The sequence below is a fragment of the Brevibacillus sp. FSL L8-0520 genome (assembly GCF_037963895.1).
GTDB classification, from domain to species: Bacteria; Bacillota; Bacilli; order Brevibacillales; family Brevibacillaceae; genus Brevibacillus; species Brevibacillus borstelensis.
The window spans coordinates 4,101,753-4,119,719 of record NZ_CP150171.1 but is presented as its reverse complement, the minus strand read 5'-3'; the positions used below and the strand labels follow the sequence as shown (position 1 = coordinate 4,119,719).

13 protein-coding genes and 1 riboswitch are annotated in these 17,967 nt (G+C 52.8%); of the genes, 12 read left to right on the top strand and 1 reads right to left on the bottom strand.

Translation table 11 applies throughout. The features are described 5' to 3' along the window. Positions 1-202: 202 nt before the first annotated feature. The 7 genes from NSQ24_RS20345 (at position 203) to NSQ24_RS20315 (ending at position 8,521) form a co-directional block, all read left to right on the top strand. Positions 203-1,552 (top strand): M20/M25/M40 family metallo-hydrolase, encoded by a 1,350-nt coding sequence (locus NSQ24_RS20345; RefSeq protein WP_003389568.1) that lies wholly within the window; start codon positions 203-205, stop codon positions 1,550-1,552. Between the two features lie 174 nt (positions 1,553-1,726). Further along, positions 1,727-2,929 carry an amidohydrolase gene (locus NSQ24_RS20340; protein ID WP_031931907.1) on the top strand — a complete coding sequence of 401 codons (1,203 nt, stop codon included), beginning with the start codon at positions 1,727-1,729 and terminating at the stop codon, positions 2,927-2,929. Positions 2,930-2,970: 41 nt separating this feature from the next. Beyond that, positions 2,971-4,548 carry an ABC transporter substrate-binding protein gene (locus NSQ24_RS20335; RefSeq protein WP_339166471.1) on the top strand — a complete coding sequence of 526 codons (1,578 nt, stop codon included), beginning with the start codon at positions 2,971-2,973 and terminating at the stop codon, positions 4,546-4,548. Positions 4,549-4,659: 111 nt separating this feature from the next. Continuing rightward, a complete protein-coding gene (locus NSQ24_RS20330) occupies positions 4,660-5,577 on the top strand; it encodes an ABC transporter permease (protein WP_003389564.1) in 918 nt (305 codons plus the stop codon). Between the two features lie 15 nt (positions 5,578-5,592). Continuing rightward, positions 5,593-6,522, top strand: a complete 930-nt coding sequence (locus tag NSQ24_RS20325) for an ABC transporter permease (protein WP_003389563.1) — start codon at positions 5,593-5,595, stop codon at positions 6,520-6,522. A 16-nt stretch (positions 6,523-6,538) separates the two neighbouring features. Then, positions 6,539-7,501 (top strand): ABC transporter ATP-binding protein, encoded by a 963-nt coding sequence (locus NSQ24_RS20320; RefSeq protein ID WP_243013867.1) that lies wholly within the window; start codon positions 6,539-6,541, stop codon positions 7,499-7,501. Between the two features lie 15 nt (positions 7,502-7,516). After that, positions 7,517-8,521, top strand: coding sequence for a dipeptide ABC transporter ATP-binding protein (locus NSQ24_RS20315; RefSeq protein WP_024983408.1), 1,005 nt, complete (start codon positions 7,517-7,519; stop codon positions 8,519-8,521). 127 nt (positions 8,522-8,648) lie between these two features. Beyond that, positions 8,649-8,792: riboswitch (cyclic di-AMP (ydaO/yuaA leader) on the top strand. A gap of 212 nt (positions 8,793-9,004) precedes the next feature. Here the strand turns inward: NSQ24_RS20315 and NSQ24_RS20310 are convergent. Next, positions 9,005-10,468: an IS1182 family transposase gene (locus NSQ24_RS20310; RefSeq protein ID WP_172920214.1), complete on the bottom strand. Its 1,464-nt coding sequence runs from the start codon at positions 10,466-10,468 to the stop codon at positions 9,005-9,007. A 464-nt stretch (positions 10,469-10,932) separates the two neighbouring features. On the opposite strand from NSQ24_RS20310, the gene NSQ24_RS20305 reads away from it, so the two are divergent. The 5 genes from NSQ24_RS20305 to NSQ24_RS20285 all read left to right on the top strand — a co-directional run bounded on the left by NSQ24_RS20305 (position 10,933) and on the right by NSQ24_RS20285 (position 17,936). Next, positions 10,933-12,075 (top strand): betaine/proline/choline family ABC transporter ATP-binding protein, encoded by a 1,143-nt coding sequence (locus tag NSQ24_RS20305; RefSeq protein WP_039070521.1) that lies wholly within the window; start codon positions 10,933-10,935, stop codon positions 12,073-12,075. Continuing rightward, positions 12,072-12,722 (top strand): ABC transporter permease, encoded by a 651-nt coding sequence (locus NSQ24_RS20300; protein WP_003389558.1) that lies wholly within the window; start codon positions 12,072-12,074, stop codon positions 12,720-12,722. Before NSQ24_RS20305 ends, NSQ24_RS20300 begins: the two co-directional genes overlap by 4 nt. A 97-nt stretch (positions 12,723-12,819) precedes the next feature. Continuing rightward, the gene (locus NSQ24_RS20295) at positions 12,820-13,731 is read left to right on the top strand and encodes a glycine betaine ABC transporter substrate-binding protein (RefSeq protein WP_197029772.1); all 912 of its coding nucleotides are present in this window, start codon (positions 12,820-12,822) and stop codon (positions 13,729-13,731) included. 1,021 nt (positions 13,732-14,752) lie between these two features. After that, the gene (gene asnB / locus NSQ24_RS20290; protein WP_024983405.1) at positions 14,753-16,699 is read left to right on the top strand and encodes an asparagine synthase (glutamine-hydrolyzing); all 1,947 of its coding nucleotides are present in this window, start codon (positions 14,753-14,755) and stop codon (positions 16,697-16,699) included. A 16-nt stretch (positions 16,700-16,715) separates the two neighbouring features. Then, positions 16,716-17,936 (top strand): MFS transporter, encoded by a 1,221-nt coding sequence (locus NSQ24_RS20285; protein ID WP_024983404.1) that lies wholly within the window; start codon positions 16,716-16,718, stop codon positions 17,934-17,936. The last annotated feature ends 31 nt before the right edge of the window (positions 17,937-17,967 follow it).

Below are 17,967 nucleotides of genomic sequence, written 5' to 3'. Positions count from 1 at the left end.
CGGCGTGCTATTTTAGGAATAATTTAGGAATTACTCCTTAATTCAAATGAATTTCTCTGCTGGAAATGAAAATCCTTCCAGTAAATTTTATTTTATTAGAACAATTTAGAATATTTTTAGTTGACACAAAGCTGAACCGACCCTATAGTTTTTAATTAAGGAATCTTAAAGGAATATTTCCAAAAAGAAGGAGGAGAGATAGGTGCAGGACGTCTTTTCCTACATCGAACAAAACCGGGAGACTTACATTGGCTGGCTGCAAGACATCTGCAAGCAACCGAGCGTGGCGGCGCAAAACCGCGGCATGAAGGAAACCGCTGATATGGTGGAACGTTTCGTCCGCGAGATCGGCGGAGAGGCGGAGCAATTGGAAACGTCCGGCTATCCGGTCGTCTTTGGACAATTCAAGGGCGAGAGCGAACGGATTTTGTCCTTTTACAACCATTACGATGTCCAGCCGGAAGATCCGCTCGATTTATGGCATTCACCGCCTTTTGGCGCGGAAATCCGGGATGGGTACATGTATGCGCGGGGAGTGGCGGACAACAAGGGCAATCTGATGGCCCGCCTGGCTGCCGTCCACGCTTGCCTCCAGGTACGGGGCAAGCTGCCTGTAGGAGTCAAGTTCATCGTCGAGGGCGAGGAAGAGATCGGCAGCGTGCATCTGGAGGAATTCGTGGAAAAGTACGCGGACCGGATCGGAGCCGACGGTTGCGTCTGGGAGTTTGGCTATAAAAACGCTGACGGACGGCCGCAGATCAGCCTCGGGGTAAAAGGGATGTGCTATGTGGAGCTGATTTGCCGGGGAGCCAACACCGACCTGCACTCCGCCAATGCGGCGATAATCGAAAACCCCGCCTGGCGCCTGCTCTGGGCCTTGAACACGCTGAAGGGACCGGATGAGCGTATCCGCATCGAAGGCTTTTATGACAAGGTTGCGAGTCTGAGCGATGACGACCAGCTCATGCTGGAGCAAATGATTTACAACGAGGAAGACACGCTGGAAAAGCTGGGGCTGAAGTCCTTCCTGCTGGACCTGAAAGGAATTCCGCTCAAGGAAAAGCTGATCTTCCAGCCTACTTGTACCGTTTGCGGCATCGTCTCCGGCTATATCGGCCAAGGCTCCAAGACGGTCCTGCCGGCAGAGGCGAGGGTAAAGCTCGATTTCCGGCTCGTACCCGATCAGGACCCGCACGAAATACTCGCACTTTTGCGCAAGCATTTGGATGAGCACGGATTTTCGGACATCGAGATCCAGTCGTTCACGCTGGAGCATCCGGCCCGTACGCCGCTGAACAATCCGCTGACCCGCGCTGTCGTGAATACCTCCAAGCAGATTTACGGAATGGAACCGACCATCATGCCGATGTCGCCGGGAACAGGCCCGATGTACATTCTCTGCCAGCATCTCGGCATTCCCGCCGTATCAGTCGGCGTCGGCCACTTCGCCTCCAACAACCACGCTCCAAACGAAAATATCAGCATCGATGACTACATACAGGGGATCAAGCATATCGCCGCGATTCTAGAAGAGTTTGCGAAGGAAGTGTAGCAAGGAACAAGGAACAAGGAGGTAGCGTGAAAGTAAATCGAAGTGCCGTATGTATCGGAAATACCGGAAATACCGGAAGTACCGGAAGTACCGGAAATACCACATATCCACAAGAGCAACAAGCGCAGCAGGAGGCGAAAACAACGCAGTAACGAAAAAGGAGGCGTTCGTCATATGGGCCAAACACCCGCTTTGTACCAAACCTCCGAGATTCTTGCCAAAGCAAGCGTCTTGAGAGAGCAAATCGTGGCGTGGCGGCGGGACTTTCATCAAAATCCCGAGCTCAGCTTTGAAGAGAAGCGCACCTCGGATATTGTCGCAAGCCACCTGGAGAAGCTGGGGCTGGAAGTAAAGCGAGGCCTTGGCAGGACAGGCGTTGTCGGAATTTTGCGAGGAAAGCAGCCGGGAGCGACGATTGGCCTGCGGGCTGATATGGACGCCTTGCCGATACACGATCAGAAAGACGTCGCGTACCGCTCCACGGTAGACGGCAAAATGCACGCCTGCGGCCATGACGCCCACACCAGCATGTTGATGGGAGCAGCGCAGTTCCTCAGTCAAGTGGAGCGGCCGGAAAAGGGAAATGTCGTCTTCGTGTTTCAGCCGGCCGAGGAGGGAGGCGGCGGCGCCCAGGTCATGATCGAGGACGGGTTGCTTCGGGAGACAGGCATTCAGGCGATGGCCGGACTGCACGTCTTTCCGGGGGTGCCTGTGGGCCGAGTGACGGCTGTCAGAGGCGTAGGCTGTGCCGCTGCAGACACGATTCACATCCGGGTCATCGGTCGTGGCGGCCACGCGGCGCATCCGCATCTGGCAGTCGACTCTGTCGCTGTCACTGCGGAGGTTATCTCGGCGCTGCAGCAGATTGCCAGCCGCCACGTGGATCCGCTCGATCCGATCGTGATTACAATCGGCAAAATTCAGGGAGGGACGGCGAGCAATGTGATCGCCCCGGAGGTAGAGCTTTTCGGAACAGTCCGTACGCTGAATCCGGCGCTTCGGGAACAGATGCCGGAGCGGATCGAGAAAGTGATCGCCGGCGTTACCCAAGCCTTCGGAGCGACCTATGCGTTTGATTACGAGTTCGGGTACCCGTCGATTTTAAATGACGACGGCATGGTGGATCTCTTGCTCAAAACGTCCGATGACGTTCTGGGACAGGGCAAGTATCAGCTCGTGAAGCCGTCCATGGGTGGAGAAGACTTTTCCTACTACACCCATCATGTGCCGGGCGTATTCTTCCGCCTGGGTGTGGGCAACGAAGACAAGCGCACTCAATATCCACTGCATCACCCGCTGTTCGACATCGATGAAGACGCGCTTCCGATCGGCGTCGCCATGCTGTCGGCGTTTGCCTTGAATTACTTGAGGCAATAGGCGGGAGCCACTTCAGAGTATCCATAAGGGGGAAACCAGACATGAAAAAACGGATTGCAGGCTTTGGTCTTGCAGCGATCCTTGCCCTGTCAGCGGCCCTGGTCGGCTGCAGCAGCCAATCTGGCGCGCCGGCTCAACCGTCCGGGAACAAGGAAACGGCACAGCCCGCTGGACAGAACGGAGAAAAAGTGCTGACGATTGCCAGCGGCAGCGACATCGTCACTTTTGATATTCACGATCACAACAACACGTCGACGGAAGCTGTGCACGTCAATATGTTCGATTATTTGGTGCGAAAGGACGCCCAGCAAAAGGTGCAGCCCGACCTTGCGACCGAGTGGGAGACGGTAAACGACACGACCTGGCGCTTCAAGCTGCGTCAAGGCGTAAAATTCCACAACGGCGACGAGTTCACCGCCGAGGACGTCAAGTTCACGCTGGAGCGTGTAGCCACGGACAACAAGCTGCTGGAGTACGGAAACTACAAGCAAATCAAAGAAGTGAAAGTAATCGACCCGCATACGATTGAAATCATCACCCACGCGCCGGAACCGGTCCTGCTGAACCGTCTGTCAAGGCTCGGCTCCGGCATCCTCCCATCCAAGTACATCAAGGAAAAGGGCTGGGACGAATTCCTGAAAAACCCGGTGGGAACAGGCCCGTACAAGCTGGAAAAATGGGTGCGTGACGATCGCCTGACGCTGGTGAAAAACGATGAGTACTTCGGCGAAAAGCCGAAATGGGACAAGGTCGTTTTCCGTTCCATCCCGGAAGATGCGACCCGTGTCGCGGAACTGCTGACAGGCGGCGTCGATATTGCCGTAAACATCCCGCCGAGCGATCTGCAGCGCATCAAGGACAACGACGGCACCGACACGAAGCAAGGACCGACCCAGCGCGTCATGCAGCTCACCCTGCGGCTGACGCCGGGAACGGTCACCGAGAATCCGAAGGTGCGTGAAGCTATTGATTTGGCTATCGACAAGCAGGCGATCGTCGACAACATCCTCGCCGGCGGAGGCGTGCCGACCCGCACCCGCGTGACTCCGGGCAACTTTGGCACCAATCTCGACCTGTACAACAAGACGCTCTACGATCCGGAAAAGGCGAAGCAGCTTTTGGCGGAAGCCGGCTATCCAAACGGTCTGGAGCTGACGCTGAATGCGACGAGCGGCCGTTACCTGAAAGACAAGGAAACGGCAGAGCTGATCCAGGCGATGCTGGCCGAGGTGGGAATCAACGCCAAGCTGGAGCTGCTGGAGTGGAGCAAGTTCAACGAAAAGTACAAAGCGAAAAAATTTGATGAAGTGTTCATGATCGCCTACGGAAACTCCATGTTTGACGCGTCTTTGGCGTTTGACCGTTTGACTACGGAGCGGTCCAAGGGCGAGTCGGATTACAGCAACCCGGAGCTGGACAAGCTTCTGGCGGACGGAGAGAAGAACATGAACATGGAAGAGCGTGAAAAGCAGTATAAACAAGCGCAGGAAATCATCGCGGAAGAACGCCCGCACATTTATTTGTACCAAATGAATGCCAACTACGGTGTGAGCGACCGCATCAACTTTGAACCGCGTTTGGACGAAATGCTGTTCGTCGATGAAATTACACTGAAATAAGAAAAAGGTGAAGCGAATGGGGTCTCCACTGGCGAGGCCCCTTCCTGTTCCATGACCGACAGCTTGATGAACCTGTTTAGCAACTCGCAAATGATTTCGGGAGGTGACACCGTGAGACAGTATTTGTTGAAGTCGATTCTGCAGATTGTTCCCGTGCTTTTTCTGATCTCGATCATCGTCTTCGTGCTGGTGTACGTTACCGGAGACCCGGTGTCTCTGATGCTGTCCGATACGGCGACGGACGAGGATCGGGAAATCCTGATCGCTGCGCTGGGGTTGGATCAGCCGATGCACATCCAGTATTTCCGCTTTCTCGGCAACATGCTGCAGGGGGACTTCGGCACATCTTTCCGCTATGACATGCCCGCCCTGCCGATTGTTTTGGAGCGTCTGCCGGCAACCTTTGAACTGGCGATTGCAGCCATGATCGTCGCCACGGTAATCTCGATTCCGCTGGGCATTCTGTCCGCGACCAAGCGAAATTCCTTTTTGGACATTTTCGTTTCAGGCGCTTCCGTATTGGGCAAGGCAATGCCGCATTTTTGGCTGGGAATCATGCTGATCCTGTTGTTCGCCGTCGAGTGGAAGACCTTGCCGGTATCGGGAAGGGGTTCATGGGACCATTTGATCCTGCCTGCCTTTACACTCGGGACGGGAATTGCTGCGGAGATGACCCGCCTGATTCGTTCCAGCATGCTGGAAATTTTGGGGCAGGACTACATTCGCACAGCGAGAAGCAAGGGGCTGATCGAAACCATTGTCGTGTACAAGCACGCCCTGCGAAATTCGCTTATCCCCGTAGTGACCATCATGGCTTTGCAAACCTCTACCCTGATCGGCGGCACGCTGATTACGGAGACGATCTTTTCCTGGCCGGGAATGGGACAGCTAATCATTCAGGCAGTGAATACCCGCGATATGGCCATCGTCCAGGCCGCTGTTTTTGTCGTCGCCTTTTTGGTCATCGTCAGCAACATCCTGGCAGACATTTTATACCGCGTGTTGGACCCGCGCATCAAGTACAACTAAACGGAGGTGAGCCGTATGTCTCTTCCCCTGGAATCGCAAACAGCACAAGCAGGCAGCGTCGGCCAGGCGGTCAAAAAGCCGGGGCAGCTCCGCCGTTTGGCCCGCATGCTGTTGAAAAGCAAAACAGGAACAATCGGACTTTTGATCGTCATCGTCGTCGTATTTATGGCCGTCTTCGCCAGTGCGATCGCTCCTCATGATCCGGCCAAAACCCAGGCAGCGCAGCGCCTCAAGCCTCCCATGTGGATGGAGGGAGGCTCGCCGGCAAATCCGCTCGGAACCGACAATCTGGGGCGCGATGTGCTCAGCCGCATCATCTACGGCTCGCAGGTTTCCCTGATGGTCGGGGTGTGTGCCGTCGCCGTAGCGGGCGCGATCGGGGTCGTACTGGGACTCGTCTCCGGCTACTTCGGCGGGATCGTGGATAATCTCATCATGCGGACGGTCGATTCGTTTCTCGCCATTCCGAATATTTTGTTCATGCTGGTGATTTTGACCGTCCTCGGGCCCAGTCTGACGACCCTGATCCTCGTCCTCGGCTTTACCAACTGGGTCAAGTACGCCCGCATCATCCGCGGTGAAGTGCTCAGCGTCAAGGAACGCGACTTCGTCAGAGCCGCCCGCACTGTCGGCGCAAGCGACGGGCGAATCATTTTTACACACATTTTGCCCAACGTTATCTCCTCCTTTATCGTCGTCTCTACGTTGAGCGTAGCCACGACGATCATCGCGGAGGCCTCGCTCAGCTTTCTCGGCTTGGGGATTCAGCCGCCGACTGTCTCCTGGGGCGGCATGCTGAGCGACGGCAGGCAGTACCTCGCTACGAGCTGGTGGGTGGCGACCTTCCCCGGTGTAGCGATTACGATCACGGTTTTGGGCATTATGTTTCTCGGAGACTGGCTGCGCGACATTCTGGACCCTCGCATGAAGGCTAGAGCGAAGTAAGGAGGGGAGACTCGATATGGAAGCAAACTTGCTGGAAGTGAAACATTTGCGGACGCATTTCAAAACTGAGGACGGCGTCGTTCCCTCCGTAAACGGCGTCTCGTTTTCCGTAGCCAAGGGCGAGACACTTGCCATCGTCGGCGAATCGGGCTGCGGCAAAAGCGTTACCTCCCTCTCGATCATGGGATTGGTCGCCCCGCCTGGCGAAGTGGTGGGCGGAGAAATCTGGCTGGAGGGCCAAAACCTGCTCGCTTTAAGCAAAAAAGAGCTTCGCAAGCTGCGCGGCAACAAGCTGTCGATGATCTTCCAGGAGCCGATGACCTCGCTCAATCCCGTGTTTACGATCGGGAACCAGCTCGGAGAGGTATTTCGCCAGCACAGACAGATGGACAAAAAGGAAGCCCGGGCACACAGCGTCGAAATGCTGGATCACGTCGGCATCCCCAATGCGGAAAAGATCGTCGATTCCTTTCCCCATCAGCTTTCAGGGGGTATGCGGCAGCGCGTCATGATCGCCATGGCGCTGGCCTGCAATCCGGCCCTGTTGATCGCGGACGAGCCGACGACCGCCTTGGACGTGACGATCCAGGCACAAATTCTCGAGCTGCTGAAAAAGCTGAACAAGGAGTTTCAAACCGGAGTCATTCTGATTACGCACGATCTCGGTGTCGTAGCCGAGATGGCGGATCGAGTCGTGGTGATGTACGCGGGAGAAGTGGTGGAGCAGGCTGACGTCTTTTCCCTTTTTGCGGAGCCGAAGCATCCGTATACAAAAGGGCTGCTCGGTTCGCTGCCGAAGCTGGACGAAAATCGGGAGGAGCTGGACTCGATCCCCGGCTCGGTACCGAATCCGCTCGACATGCCGGGCGGCTGTGCGTTTCACCCGCGCTGCCCTGCCGCCACAGAAGAGTGCAAGCAAAACAAGCCGCAGCTTCAAGAGGTGGCCCTGAACCATCTGGCACGCTGCTTCTACGCGTAAAGGAGGCACATAGCAATGGACCAGACGAAAGAACCGCTGTTGGTGGTTAAAGGGTTAAAAAAGCATTTTCCCTTCAAGAAAGGCATGTTTTCCAAAGAGACAGGCTACGTACGGGCCGTAGATGGCGTCGACTTTACCGTGTACCGCGGAGAAACGCTGGGAATCGTCGGAGAATCCGGCTGCGGCAAGTCGACCACCGGCCAGATGATTTTGCAGCTGCTGGAGCCGACCGAAGGGGAGATTTGGTTTGAGGGAAAAAATCTGTCCACTCTCGGCAAAGCCGAGGTCCGCACTTTGCGGCAGCACCTGCAAATGATTTTTCAGGACCCGTATTCCTCGCTCAATCCGCGGATGCGGGTGGAAGAAATCGTGGCCGAGCCGCTGCGCGTACACGGCACCCACAAAGGAAGCGAGCTGAAGGAAAAGGTTGTGGAGCTGCTGCGCCTTGTCGGGCTGGATGCCCACCATATGAGCCGCCACCCGCATGAATTCAGCGGCGGGCAGAGACAGCGGATCGGCATCGCGCGCGCCCTCGCCTTGAATCCGAGCCTGATCGTCTGCGACGAGCCGGTATCGGCGCTCGACGTGTCGATCCAGTCGCAGGTGCTGAACCTGCTCAAGAAGCTGCAAAAGGAGCTAAAGCTGACCTACATTTTCATCGCCCACGGCTTGCCTGCCGTCAAGCATATCAGCGACCGGATCGCGGTCATGTACCTGGGCAAAATCGTGGAGCTGGCAGAGCGCGACGAGCTGTTTGCAAACCCGCGCCACCCCTACACGGAAGCGCTTCTGTCGGCTGTCCCGATTCCTGATCCGACGCAGCGAAAGGAACGGATTGTCCTGCAGGGCGATCTGCCGAATCCGGCCAATCCTCCGTCCGGCTGCCATTTTCACACCAGATGTCCGTATGTGCAGGATGTGTGCAGACAGACTGCGCCGACACTGACAGAAGGTGCTGCAGGGCATTTTGTCTCCTGCCATTTCCCGCTTGCTCAAAGCCAGGAAGGCGTTATGGGATAAAACTGGCATTTGTTTCACGAAAAAAGGAGGTGCCCCGATGTCTTTGGCAGACAGAAGGGGCCTTTTTTCATCAAGTAGAGACTGAGTGGTCATCCGGAGATTTGACTTGATGATCGAGTTCATGCATAATAGCCATAAGCTTAATTTCCGATTTGCATAATCGGAAAGCGGGGGAACCACTTTTTCCGGGGCGAATCGGCAGCATATCTGCCGTAGGGAACCATCTTTCCCGAGTCCGTCAGCTAACCTCGTCAGCCTCAAGATGGGTCAAAACAAGCATTCCGTGTCAGATCATTCCGACGTGGAAAACAATTCGGTTTTTTGACCCTATGCTTTTGCAGGGTCTTTTTGTATTTTTACAGGTACAGACCCTGCATTGGGAGAGTCCTGCAAAATACCTCTGTTGAGGTTTGCGGATCGGGTAACGCACAGTATTTTTTTTTACAAAAAAGGACTTTAACGAAAAATGCAGTCCATTCTCCTTTAAGAGACGGGCTGCATTTTTTCTGCCAATTTTATCATCCGTTTTACATTTACGACGAAAGCCGTAAGTATTGCCTGTATTCGCATACGAAAGAGACCACGGTACTTGGCCTTGGTCATCCCATGATACCTTTTTAATTCAGCATTTTTGTGCTCAATAATCGGTCTGCGACGAATACGTTCTTTGAACGTATCGCTGTTTTCAAACTCGATTTGCGCCTTGTAGGGTTCCGCCACGATCCGGATGGAGTAGGTCTTGCTCTTTGCTCCTGGTTTGAAACAGCCTTCCCTAAGTGGGCATGTCTTACATTTCTCCGTATCGAAGTAAAAAACGAGAGAACGACTTTTGCCACTCTGCTTGCTGCCTTGGACAGCCTTTCGGATACTATGTTGTCCTGCCGGACAAATAACAAAGTCTGCATCCTTGTTGTACTCAAAGCCCTCTTGCTTCAGTCCCCCATTATGTACGACGGGGTTTAGCGGGACGACAGGTTTAATCCCCTTGGATTTCATCTCGGCCAAGTTATCTTTACCCGAATATGCGGTGTCAGCAATCACTTCTTGTACTTCTATTCCCACGTCAAGCGATTGGTTCAAAAGTTCTTTGAATTGTTTTCCGTCATCCGTACTTCCTCCGGTGACCTCCACAGCCGTAATGATTTCTTCATCCGTCATGGCAATATGCTCTTTGTAGCCAAAAAAGGATTTCGTATTGCTCTTCCATCCAAAGCGGGCATCTGGATCAATGGCCGACATAATGCCTTTATTGGCCAGCAGACGCTCATCTTCCACGATGGCCTTGGCGACCTTGATCTTCTCCGAGATGGAACCCTCATGATCGGGTAACAAAGTCTCGACTGTCTCTCCAAGTTCCGCCAAGTAGTGAAGCATGATCTTCTCGGCACCCTCTTGATCCTTCTTCAACTCCGGTAACCTCGGGAGTTTCTTTTCAAGTTTTGGATGCTTTTTCACCACAATACGGAATAAGCGCTTCGCCGCATCTCGCAGTACTTCAAGAGGCTTTTGTTTTGGCGAAGCTGCCAGTGTATAAGTGGAATCCACGATGATCGTCTTTGATTTCACAAGTCCTTTTTCGATGCACTGACGTACAACCGATTTGAGTACCTCGTCTACGGCTCCGGCTCCTAACCGATGATTACGAAAGCGGGATAACTGAGAGGGGTCAGGAAGGGTATCTTCTGGATTTAAACCTAAAAACCACTTATAAGCGAGGTTTACCTGCGTTTCCTGAATGATGCGTTCATCCGAAAGATTGTAGAGAACCTGTAAAAACAGCAAGCGAAACAGGAGCTCCGGCTCGTTAGCTGGTCTTCCGTAATGCTCACAATAAGAAGAACGAACCAATTCATGAATGAACGTGAAATCGACGATTTCATTGATTTTACATAATGGGTGATCCACGGGAATCAGTTTATATAATTCGGCATGGAAGGATGCCGTGATTTGTTTAGAGGGCTGTAGCAATGGTTCCAACTCTTTCGTTTTCTTTTTATTGTACATCAAAACCCGGTGTCGAAGCGGCACTGGGTTTCAGCCTGTTGAAAACCTACTGTTTCGGAGGAGAAGCATGTTTCCAGGCGGAGCGACTAGCGGAGTCCAGCCGAGCGGAACAGCGAAGCCCGGGGAGACAGAAGCGCAATCCATGAGTAACCTTCGGAGCTGCGCGCCGTTTTGCGCTTCCCCCGGGATCGCTGTGGAGCGGACAGTTTCACATCCTTGCAGGACGTAGACCGGAGCGCAGATCGGAAACATGCTTCTCCCCACTACAGCTACATTCTCGATAATTGAAACCCCAGTACCTAAGGGCACTAGGGTTACGGTTTACAGATATTAGGTGGACTTTTGCAGGGCTCTCCATTGGCGGGGTCTTTTTATTTTCAAAAATACAGCGAAAAGAGGGGATGCGAATGGCAAATGCGGTTGTCTTTGAACGCGTGCGCAAATCGTACGGCTCGACGACTGTGATCCCGAATCTCAATCTGGAGATTCCCGAGGGGAGCATCACAGTGCTGGTCGGGCCATCCGGCTGCGGCAAGACCACGACGATGAAGATGATCAACCGGTTGATTTCGCCAACATCGGGGACGATTACCGTCGGCGGAAGGAATTCGGCGGAGGTCGATCCGGTCGCGCTGAGGCGGAGCATCGGCTATGTGATTCAGCAGGTCGGCCTGTTTCCCCACCTGACAATCGCGGAAAATATTTCGCTGGTGCCACGGCTTCAGGGGGGAAAAGGGTCGATTGATCACAAAAAGGTCGATCGCCTGCTCCATATGGTCGGCCTGGCCCCCGACCGGTACCGGGACAGATACCCGTCCGAGCTCTCCGGAGGCCAGCAGCAGCGGGTAGGGGTAGCCCGGGCGCTGATGAGCGATCCGCCGATCATTCTGATGGATGAGCCTTTTTCGGCGCTCGATCCGGTTACCCGGGAGCAGCTGCAGGATGAGCTGATCCGGCTGAACCAGGAGCTGAACAAAACAGTCGTTTTTGTCACCCACGACATGGATGAAGCGTTGAAAATCGCCGACCAGATCGTGGTCATGCAAAACGGGAATGTGATCCAGCAGGGGACGCCCGATCACATTTTGCGCCATCCGGCCAATGATTTTGTCCGGGAGTTCATCGGGGAAAAACGGCTGCAGTCCCACCTCGGGCAGCTTGTCCAGGATGTCATGGTCACGCAGCCGGTTACCGTCTCCCCGGGCCGAGGGCTGGCGGAGGCCGTACAGATCATGCACCGCAAGCGGGTAACCGGGCTGATCGTTGTCGACAAGCATGGGAAGTACTTGGGCATGGCGGATACGGCGGATATTCACAAGCGGTACCCGGATGAATCGCTGGCCATCCGCGATGTGATGCGGACAGACACCATGACGCTTTCACCCGACACCCCGCTCGCGGATGCCATCGGCTTCGTGCAGGAAGCGCCGTACGGGTACGTGCCGGTCGTCCGCCAAGACGGGACGTTGGCAGGCTTGTTGACAAGGGCCAGTCTGGTCGATGTGCTTGCACGGCCATACTTGGATCAGGAGAGGAGCGTGGCGCAATGAGTGAAGTGATTTCCGTAATGGCAGACCGCTGGCCGGATATTGTGCAGGCGAGCTGGGAGCATATCGTTCTGTCTGTCGTCGCGTTGTTCTGGGCGATTGTAGTTGCGGTGCCGACAGGCATTCTGCTGACCCGGTACCGGAAGCTTGCCGGTCCGGTGCTGGCCGTGATCTCGGTCTTCCAGACGATTCCCAGTCTGGCGCTGCTCGGATTTATGATTCCGCTGTTTGGCATCGGACCGATCCCGGCTGTCATCGCGATGGTCATTTACGCGCTGCTGCCTATCGTCCGCAATACGTACACCGGCATTTTGGACGTCGATTCCTCGCTGCTGGAAGCAGGGCGCGGCATGGGGATGACCAAAGGCCAGATGCTGCGGATCGTAGAGCTTCCACTGGCCCGCCCCGTCATATTTGCCGGGATTCGCACGGCTACGGTCATGACGATCGGAGTGGCGACGCTCGCGGCGTTTATCGGGGCAGGCGGCTTGGGCGACCTGATCCTTCGCGGGATTGCCATGGTGGACACGGGCATCATCCTGGCAGGTGCGGTGCCGGCTGCGCTGCTGGCGGTCTTGTTTGACCTGATTCTGGCCTGGGTAGATTGGCGAGTGACGCCAAAAGGATTGCGCATTCGCCACTCGCGTTAGGCCGCTTTATCCAAATAGCTGATTTTTGAAGACTTGAACACATCAGGCTTTTTGGGGTTTTTCAAATAAACGGTTAATGATGAAAGGGGAGGATCTTGTGAGAGCAGGATGGCTGAGGAAAGTTGGAATGGGCGTGTTGGCATTGTCGATGATGGCTGTGACGGGCTGCTCGGTTCTGACCGGTACAAAAGCGTCTGATCAGGTGACTGTGGTGGGGAAAAATTTCACGGAACAAGATATATTGACGAATCTCGTAGGTATCATGCTGGAGAAAAATACGGACTTAAAAGTCGAGACAAAGCCGTTTTTAGGCGGGACCGATGTAGCTTTTAACGCCGTCAAAGGCGGCAGTGCAGACCTGTATGTAGAGTATACGGGAACGGGTCTGGTCAACATCATGGGACAGGAAGCGATGAAGGACCCTCAAGAGGTGTACGACAAGGTAAAGGCAGATTTTGCAGAGAAATACAAAATGGAATGGCTGGAGCCGATCGGGTTTAACAACACCTATGCCCTGGCGGTGACAAAAGAGACGGCCGATAAATATAAGCTGAAGACAATCTCTGATCTGATCCCGCATGCGCAACAGCTCACGTTCGGAACCGAACAGGAGTTTCTCGAGCGCTCGGACGGCTTGAAAGGCCTGGAAAAATCATACGGCCTGAAATTCAAAGGTACGAAATCAATGGACGCCGGTCTTAAATATAAAGCAATCAGCGAAGGGAACGTCGATATCATCGATGCCTTCTCGACAGACGGTCAGCTCGTGAAGCACGATTTGGTCATTTTGGAGGACGACAAGCATTTCTTCCCGCCGTACTTTGCCGCGCCGCTCGTCCGTCAGGAAACGCTGCAGAAGCATCCGCAGATCAAGGAAGTGCTGAGCAAGCTCGCCGGGAAGATTGACGACAAGCAAATGGCGGTGCTCAACGCGCAGGTGGATGTAGACAAGAAGAAGTCGCGGGATGTTGCGGAAGCTTGGCTGAAGGAGCAGGGGCTGATTCCTTAAAATGAGGAAGTCGGCATTGGCTAGATATAGTGTTGGTTAGAGATGGGTAGCCGGGAGCTGTTCTCCTGGCAGAATAAAATGAAGTAGACCCGGAGCAAAAAGGTTTTGAGTAAGCCGGTTTTCACCACATTGCGTGTGAAGCCGGCTATTTTTTTGTATGAGGCGAAAGCGCACTTCATTCGTAACCGTTTCAAAGGGGTTTTTCCAATAAACTGTATAGACTGTTATCGGGTTGAATAGACAGGATATTGCCCAAGCGATGGGATAAATGTCATTTTTTGTCCGCGATTATGGTATAATCAAAACCGGAACATACATTCTCAAAGAAGGAGGAATCGACTTGTTGATCTCTGTTGAATCGATCACTGTGATTCGAAGCGGCAAAGCTGCCATTTCTCGGCCATCCTCACACGGGCGAAGGCAGTTGTCATAGGAATACGCAGACGGCAGGGGCATTAGGCCGACATACGTCCAAACGCAAGGTTAGAGGAAGCTCATCTTTCGCTGGAGGGAGTGTTCATAGCTCTTTCGTAAATCGATTTTTTCGTTAGTCCGTAAATCCATATCGGGTGACTTGCAAGAAATCACACACGTCAGCTTCTGTTCAGCTCCGGAACGTTTCCATATACAATCCCCAACATAAACCCCACTCGATGTTTGCATAGGTAGAGTTGATCGTCTTCCCTGTTTCCTGATCGATGATAGGAACCTCTGATTTTGAAATAGTAGGGTACCAGCTTTACGGTATCAAAAGGAAAATGGATCGTTGCCCGGTTTCCCATATGCATAGGGAATGTATGTCTATGGCGGTGAAAGCCATTAGGCGTTTGGGTGCCAAAATACCTTGTTGAAATTTGGTGAATTGAAAAAAGTTATATTTTTGGTTAAATATGGTATACTGAAATGGTCTGATATGCTGATCTGCAATACACATTCTATCAATATTACTGTTTTTATTCTTCCAAAGAGTGATCTTCGTACGGCAGCACTATCAAAATTATGTAGGGAAAGGTTGGTTTATATGTGTGGAATTGTCGCAATGTTTTCGAAACAGGCTCCCATCACTGCGATTGCTGTCGAACGTGCTACTCGTCAACTCTCCCATCGCGGACCTGACCGGCAAAGTATCTGGCTGTCCGAAAGCAAGCGAGTCGGATTGGGTCACGCTCGCCTCAGCATTATTGACCTAGAGACTGGAGACCAGCCTATTGCGAATGAAGATGAACGGCTTCACGTTGTCGTAAACGGTGAATTCTACGATTACGAGCGAATTCAGAGAGAGTTAGTCAAACGGGGGCACCGGTTGCGAACACGCTCTGACAGTGAGATCGCGTTGCATCTGTACGAAGAGAATGGACTCGGATTTCTTGAATACCTGCGCGGTGAATTTGCCCTGGTGCTTTGGGATGAAACCGAGCAACGCCTGTTGGCTGTGCGAGACCGTTTTGGGATCAAGCCGCTTTTTTACACAGTACAAGATGGGGTTCTATACGTCGCGTCGGAGATGAAGGCGCTGTTTGCAGCAGGAGTACCCGCGAAGTGGGATCATGAATCCTACTACCAGCACTTGTTGTTTTACAAGCATCTGGACCGTACGTTATTCGAAGGTGTTAACCAGGTTCCACCCGGCCACTACCTGCTTGCTACGGCTGATGGAATACAAATCAAACAGTATTGGGATCATCACTATCCGCTGGCAGACGCGAATTCTCTGCCACGCAGCGAAGAAGAGTACATCAGTGAAGTAAGGCATGCACTGGACGAGAGCATCAAGACACGGATGCGGGCCGACGTACCCGTTGGATTTCATCTCAGCGGAGGCGTTGATTCTTCAACGGTACTTGGGATGGCTGCCAGGCATCGGACGGACCCGCTGCAAGCATTTACCGTTTCGTTTTCGGATCATGCCTATGATGAAAGTGAAGTAGCGCGTGAGACGGCGGCCCATGTAGGGGCGGATTTTCATCTGATTCCGCTTGATCATACCGATTTTGCCGATCACGTAATAAAGGCCGTTTGGCATGCGGAAACGATTGGGATCAACATGAACGGCGTTGCCCGCTATTTGAAAAGCAAGGTACTCCACGAGCGGGGGATTCGCGTCGTGTTGTCGGGGGACGGCGCTGATGAATTGTTTGCCGGATACATATTTTCCCGATTGGATTTGCTGCTCGCCGGACTGGAAGGCCTGAGCGAAGAGGAGAAGCTTCGCAAACTGGACGAATTTTTGCAACATAATCCCTCTTTTAACCACGTTTCGATTCGCAGCTATCTCAACCAGTCATTGGATTGTTTCAACCAGACACTTGGATACACACCCGCCTGGATCCAGGCTGTGCATGCAAGCCGCATGCCGTTAAAACAGCTGCTCTCGCCCGATTTCGGAGCGCGCTTTGCCGAGTACGATCCGTATCGTGAATTTGTGAAAAAGCTGGATGTAGAAGGACAGTTGGCAGGGCGAGATCGCGTCACTCAAGTTCTTTATACGTGGAACAAGTCGATTCTGCCTAACCAGATCCTGTTTGCCGACCGTCTGGATATGTCTCATGGAGTAGAAGTGCGAATGCCCCTGCTTGATCACAAATTGTTTGAAGTGGTACGAAACCTTCCTGTATCGATGCTGATAAATCGGTTCAAAGAAAAGTATGCTCTTCGTGAAGCGGCGAAGCCCTACCTCACCCAGACCGTCTACTCCCGCCCCAAACAGCCGTTTAATGCTCCTCCTTCCACATTGGAAACGGACAACAAGTTGTTTCAGTTGACTCAGGATATGTTGAGAAGCAAGGTCATGGACGATGTTCCTTTCTTTGAGAAAAAACTGATGATCAAGCTGCTCGACCAACTCCCGCACATGGATAAAAGCCAACGCGTAAATGCAGATACCGTTCTGCTTCTGGTGCTCACCACATGCATTCTCCAAGACCAATACGTAAATAGCAGCAGTGAATCTTTGTCAAGAAAATCATAGAAACAAGGAGACGCGAATGGGGAAACTACGAGAGTTTTACAAGTCTTTTCATCCAATTGTCCACACGTTGTTACTAGGGATCATCCTGGTATCTGTAGCAAGAGGCATGAGTATCCCCTTCCTAGCTATCTATCTCGCCAAAACGACTGATCTGGATCCGGCACAGATTGGATTGATCATAGGGGTCGGTGCGATCGCCGGTACCTTTGGCGGCTTTATCGGAGGCACACTTTCCGATTTTATCGGCCGTAAAAAAGTGTTGATCGGCACGCTCTATGTCTTTGCTCTGGTTTTCTTCGGGTTTGTTTTAACCACGAATGTCCTGTTGATTTTTGTTTTGAACATTTTGCTGAATCTATGCATTTCGTTTTTCGATCCTGTGTCCAAGGCATTGATGGGCGATGTCACTCCACCGGAAAAACGGCTGCGACTATTCTCGTTCCGTTATACTTCGGTGAACATCGGTTTTGCCATTGGTCCGCTTCTCGGTACCGCTTTGTCCACCATCGATGACCGGGTGCCGTTTTTTGTGGGGGCGATTCTTTACCTGCTATACGTCCTCATTCTGCAATTCAGCTTCAAATACTTTGCCTATGAAGATATTCAAACAAAAGCGGAAGAGAAGATAACCATTCGGAGTGCTGTTCATGTCATCCGCCACGATAAGGTGCTGGGATTTTTCATCCTGGGCAGCATCCTGACGATGGCGGTAATGGGCGAGATGTCTGTTACGCTCTCTCAATATTTGAAAAATAGCTTTATCGACGGGGTCCGGTTATTTGCGATCTTGATGAGTATCAATTCAGTAGTCGTTATTTTGTTCCAATATTCGCTGACAAAATGGGCGGAACGGTTTACGCCGTTGATCAACATCGTGATGGGAAGCATTCTTCTGGCCATTTCCGAGGCAGGCTTTGCGTATTCCGGCAGCTGGACGTTTTTTATCATATCCATGATCGTTTTCACGCTTGGAGAAATATTGATCGTCCCGTCTGAATACATTATCGTCGACCGCATTACGCCCGAAGGAATGCGTGGCACGTATTACGGAGCGCATACCTTTAACGGATTTGGCAACTTCATCGGCCCGTGGTTTGGCGGAATTCTGCTGGCAGAATACGGCGGCATTGCGATGTTCAACACGTTTGGACTGATTGCATTATTGAGTATTTTCTTCTTTTGGCGTGGACAAAAAATGTATGAAGTCAGAAGGGGCAATTCCGTCACTTCGATGTAAGGCCTGTTGAAAAGAAGCGCATTTCAAACGT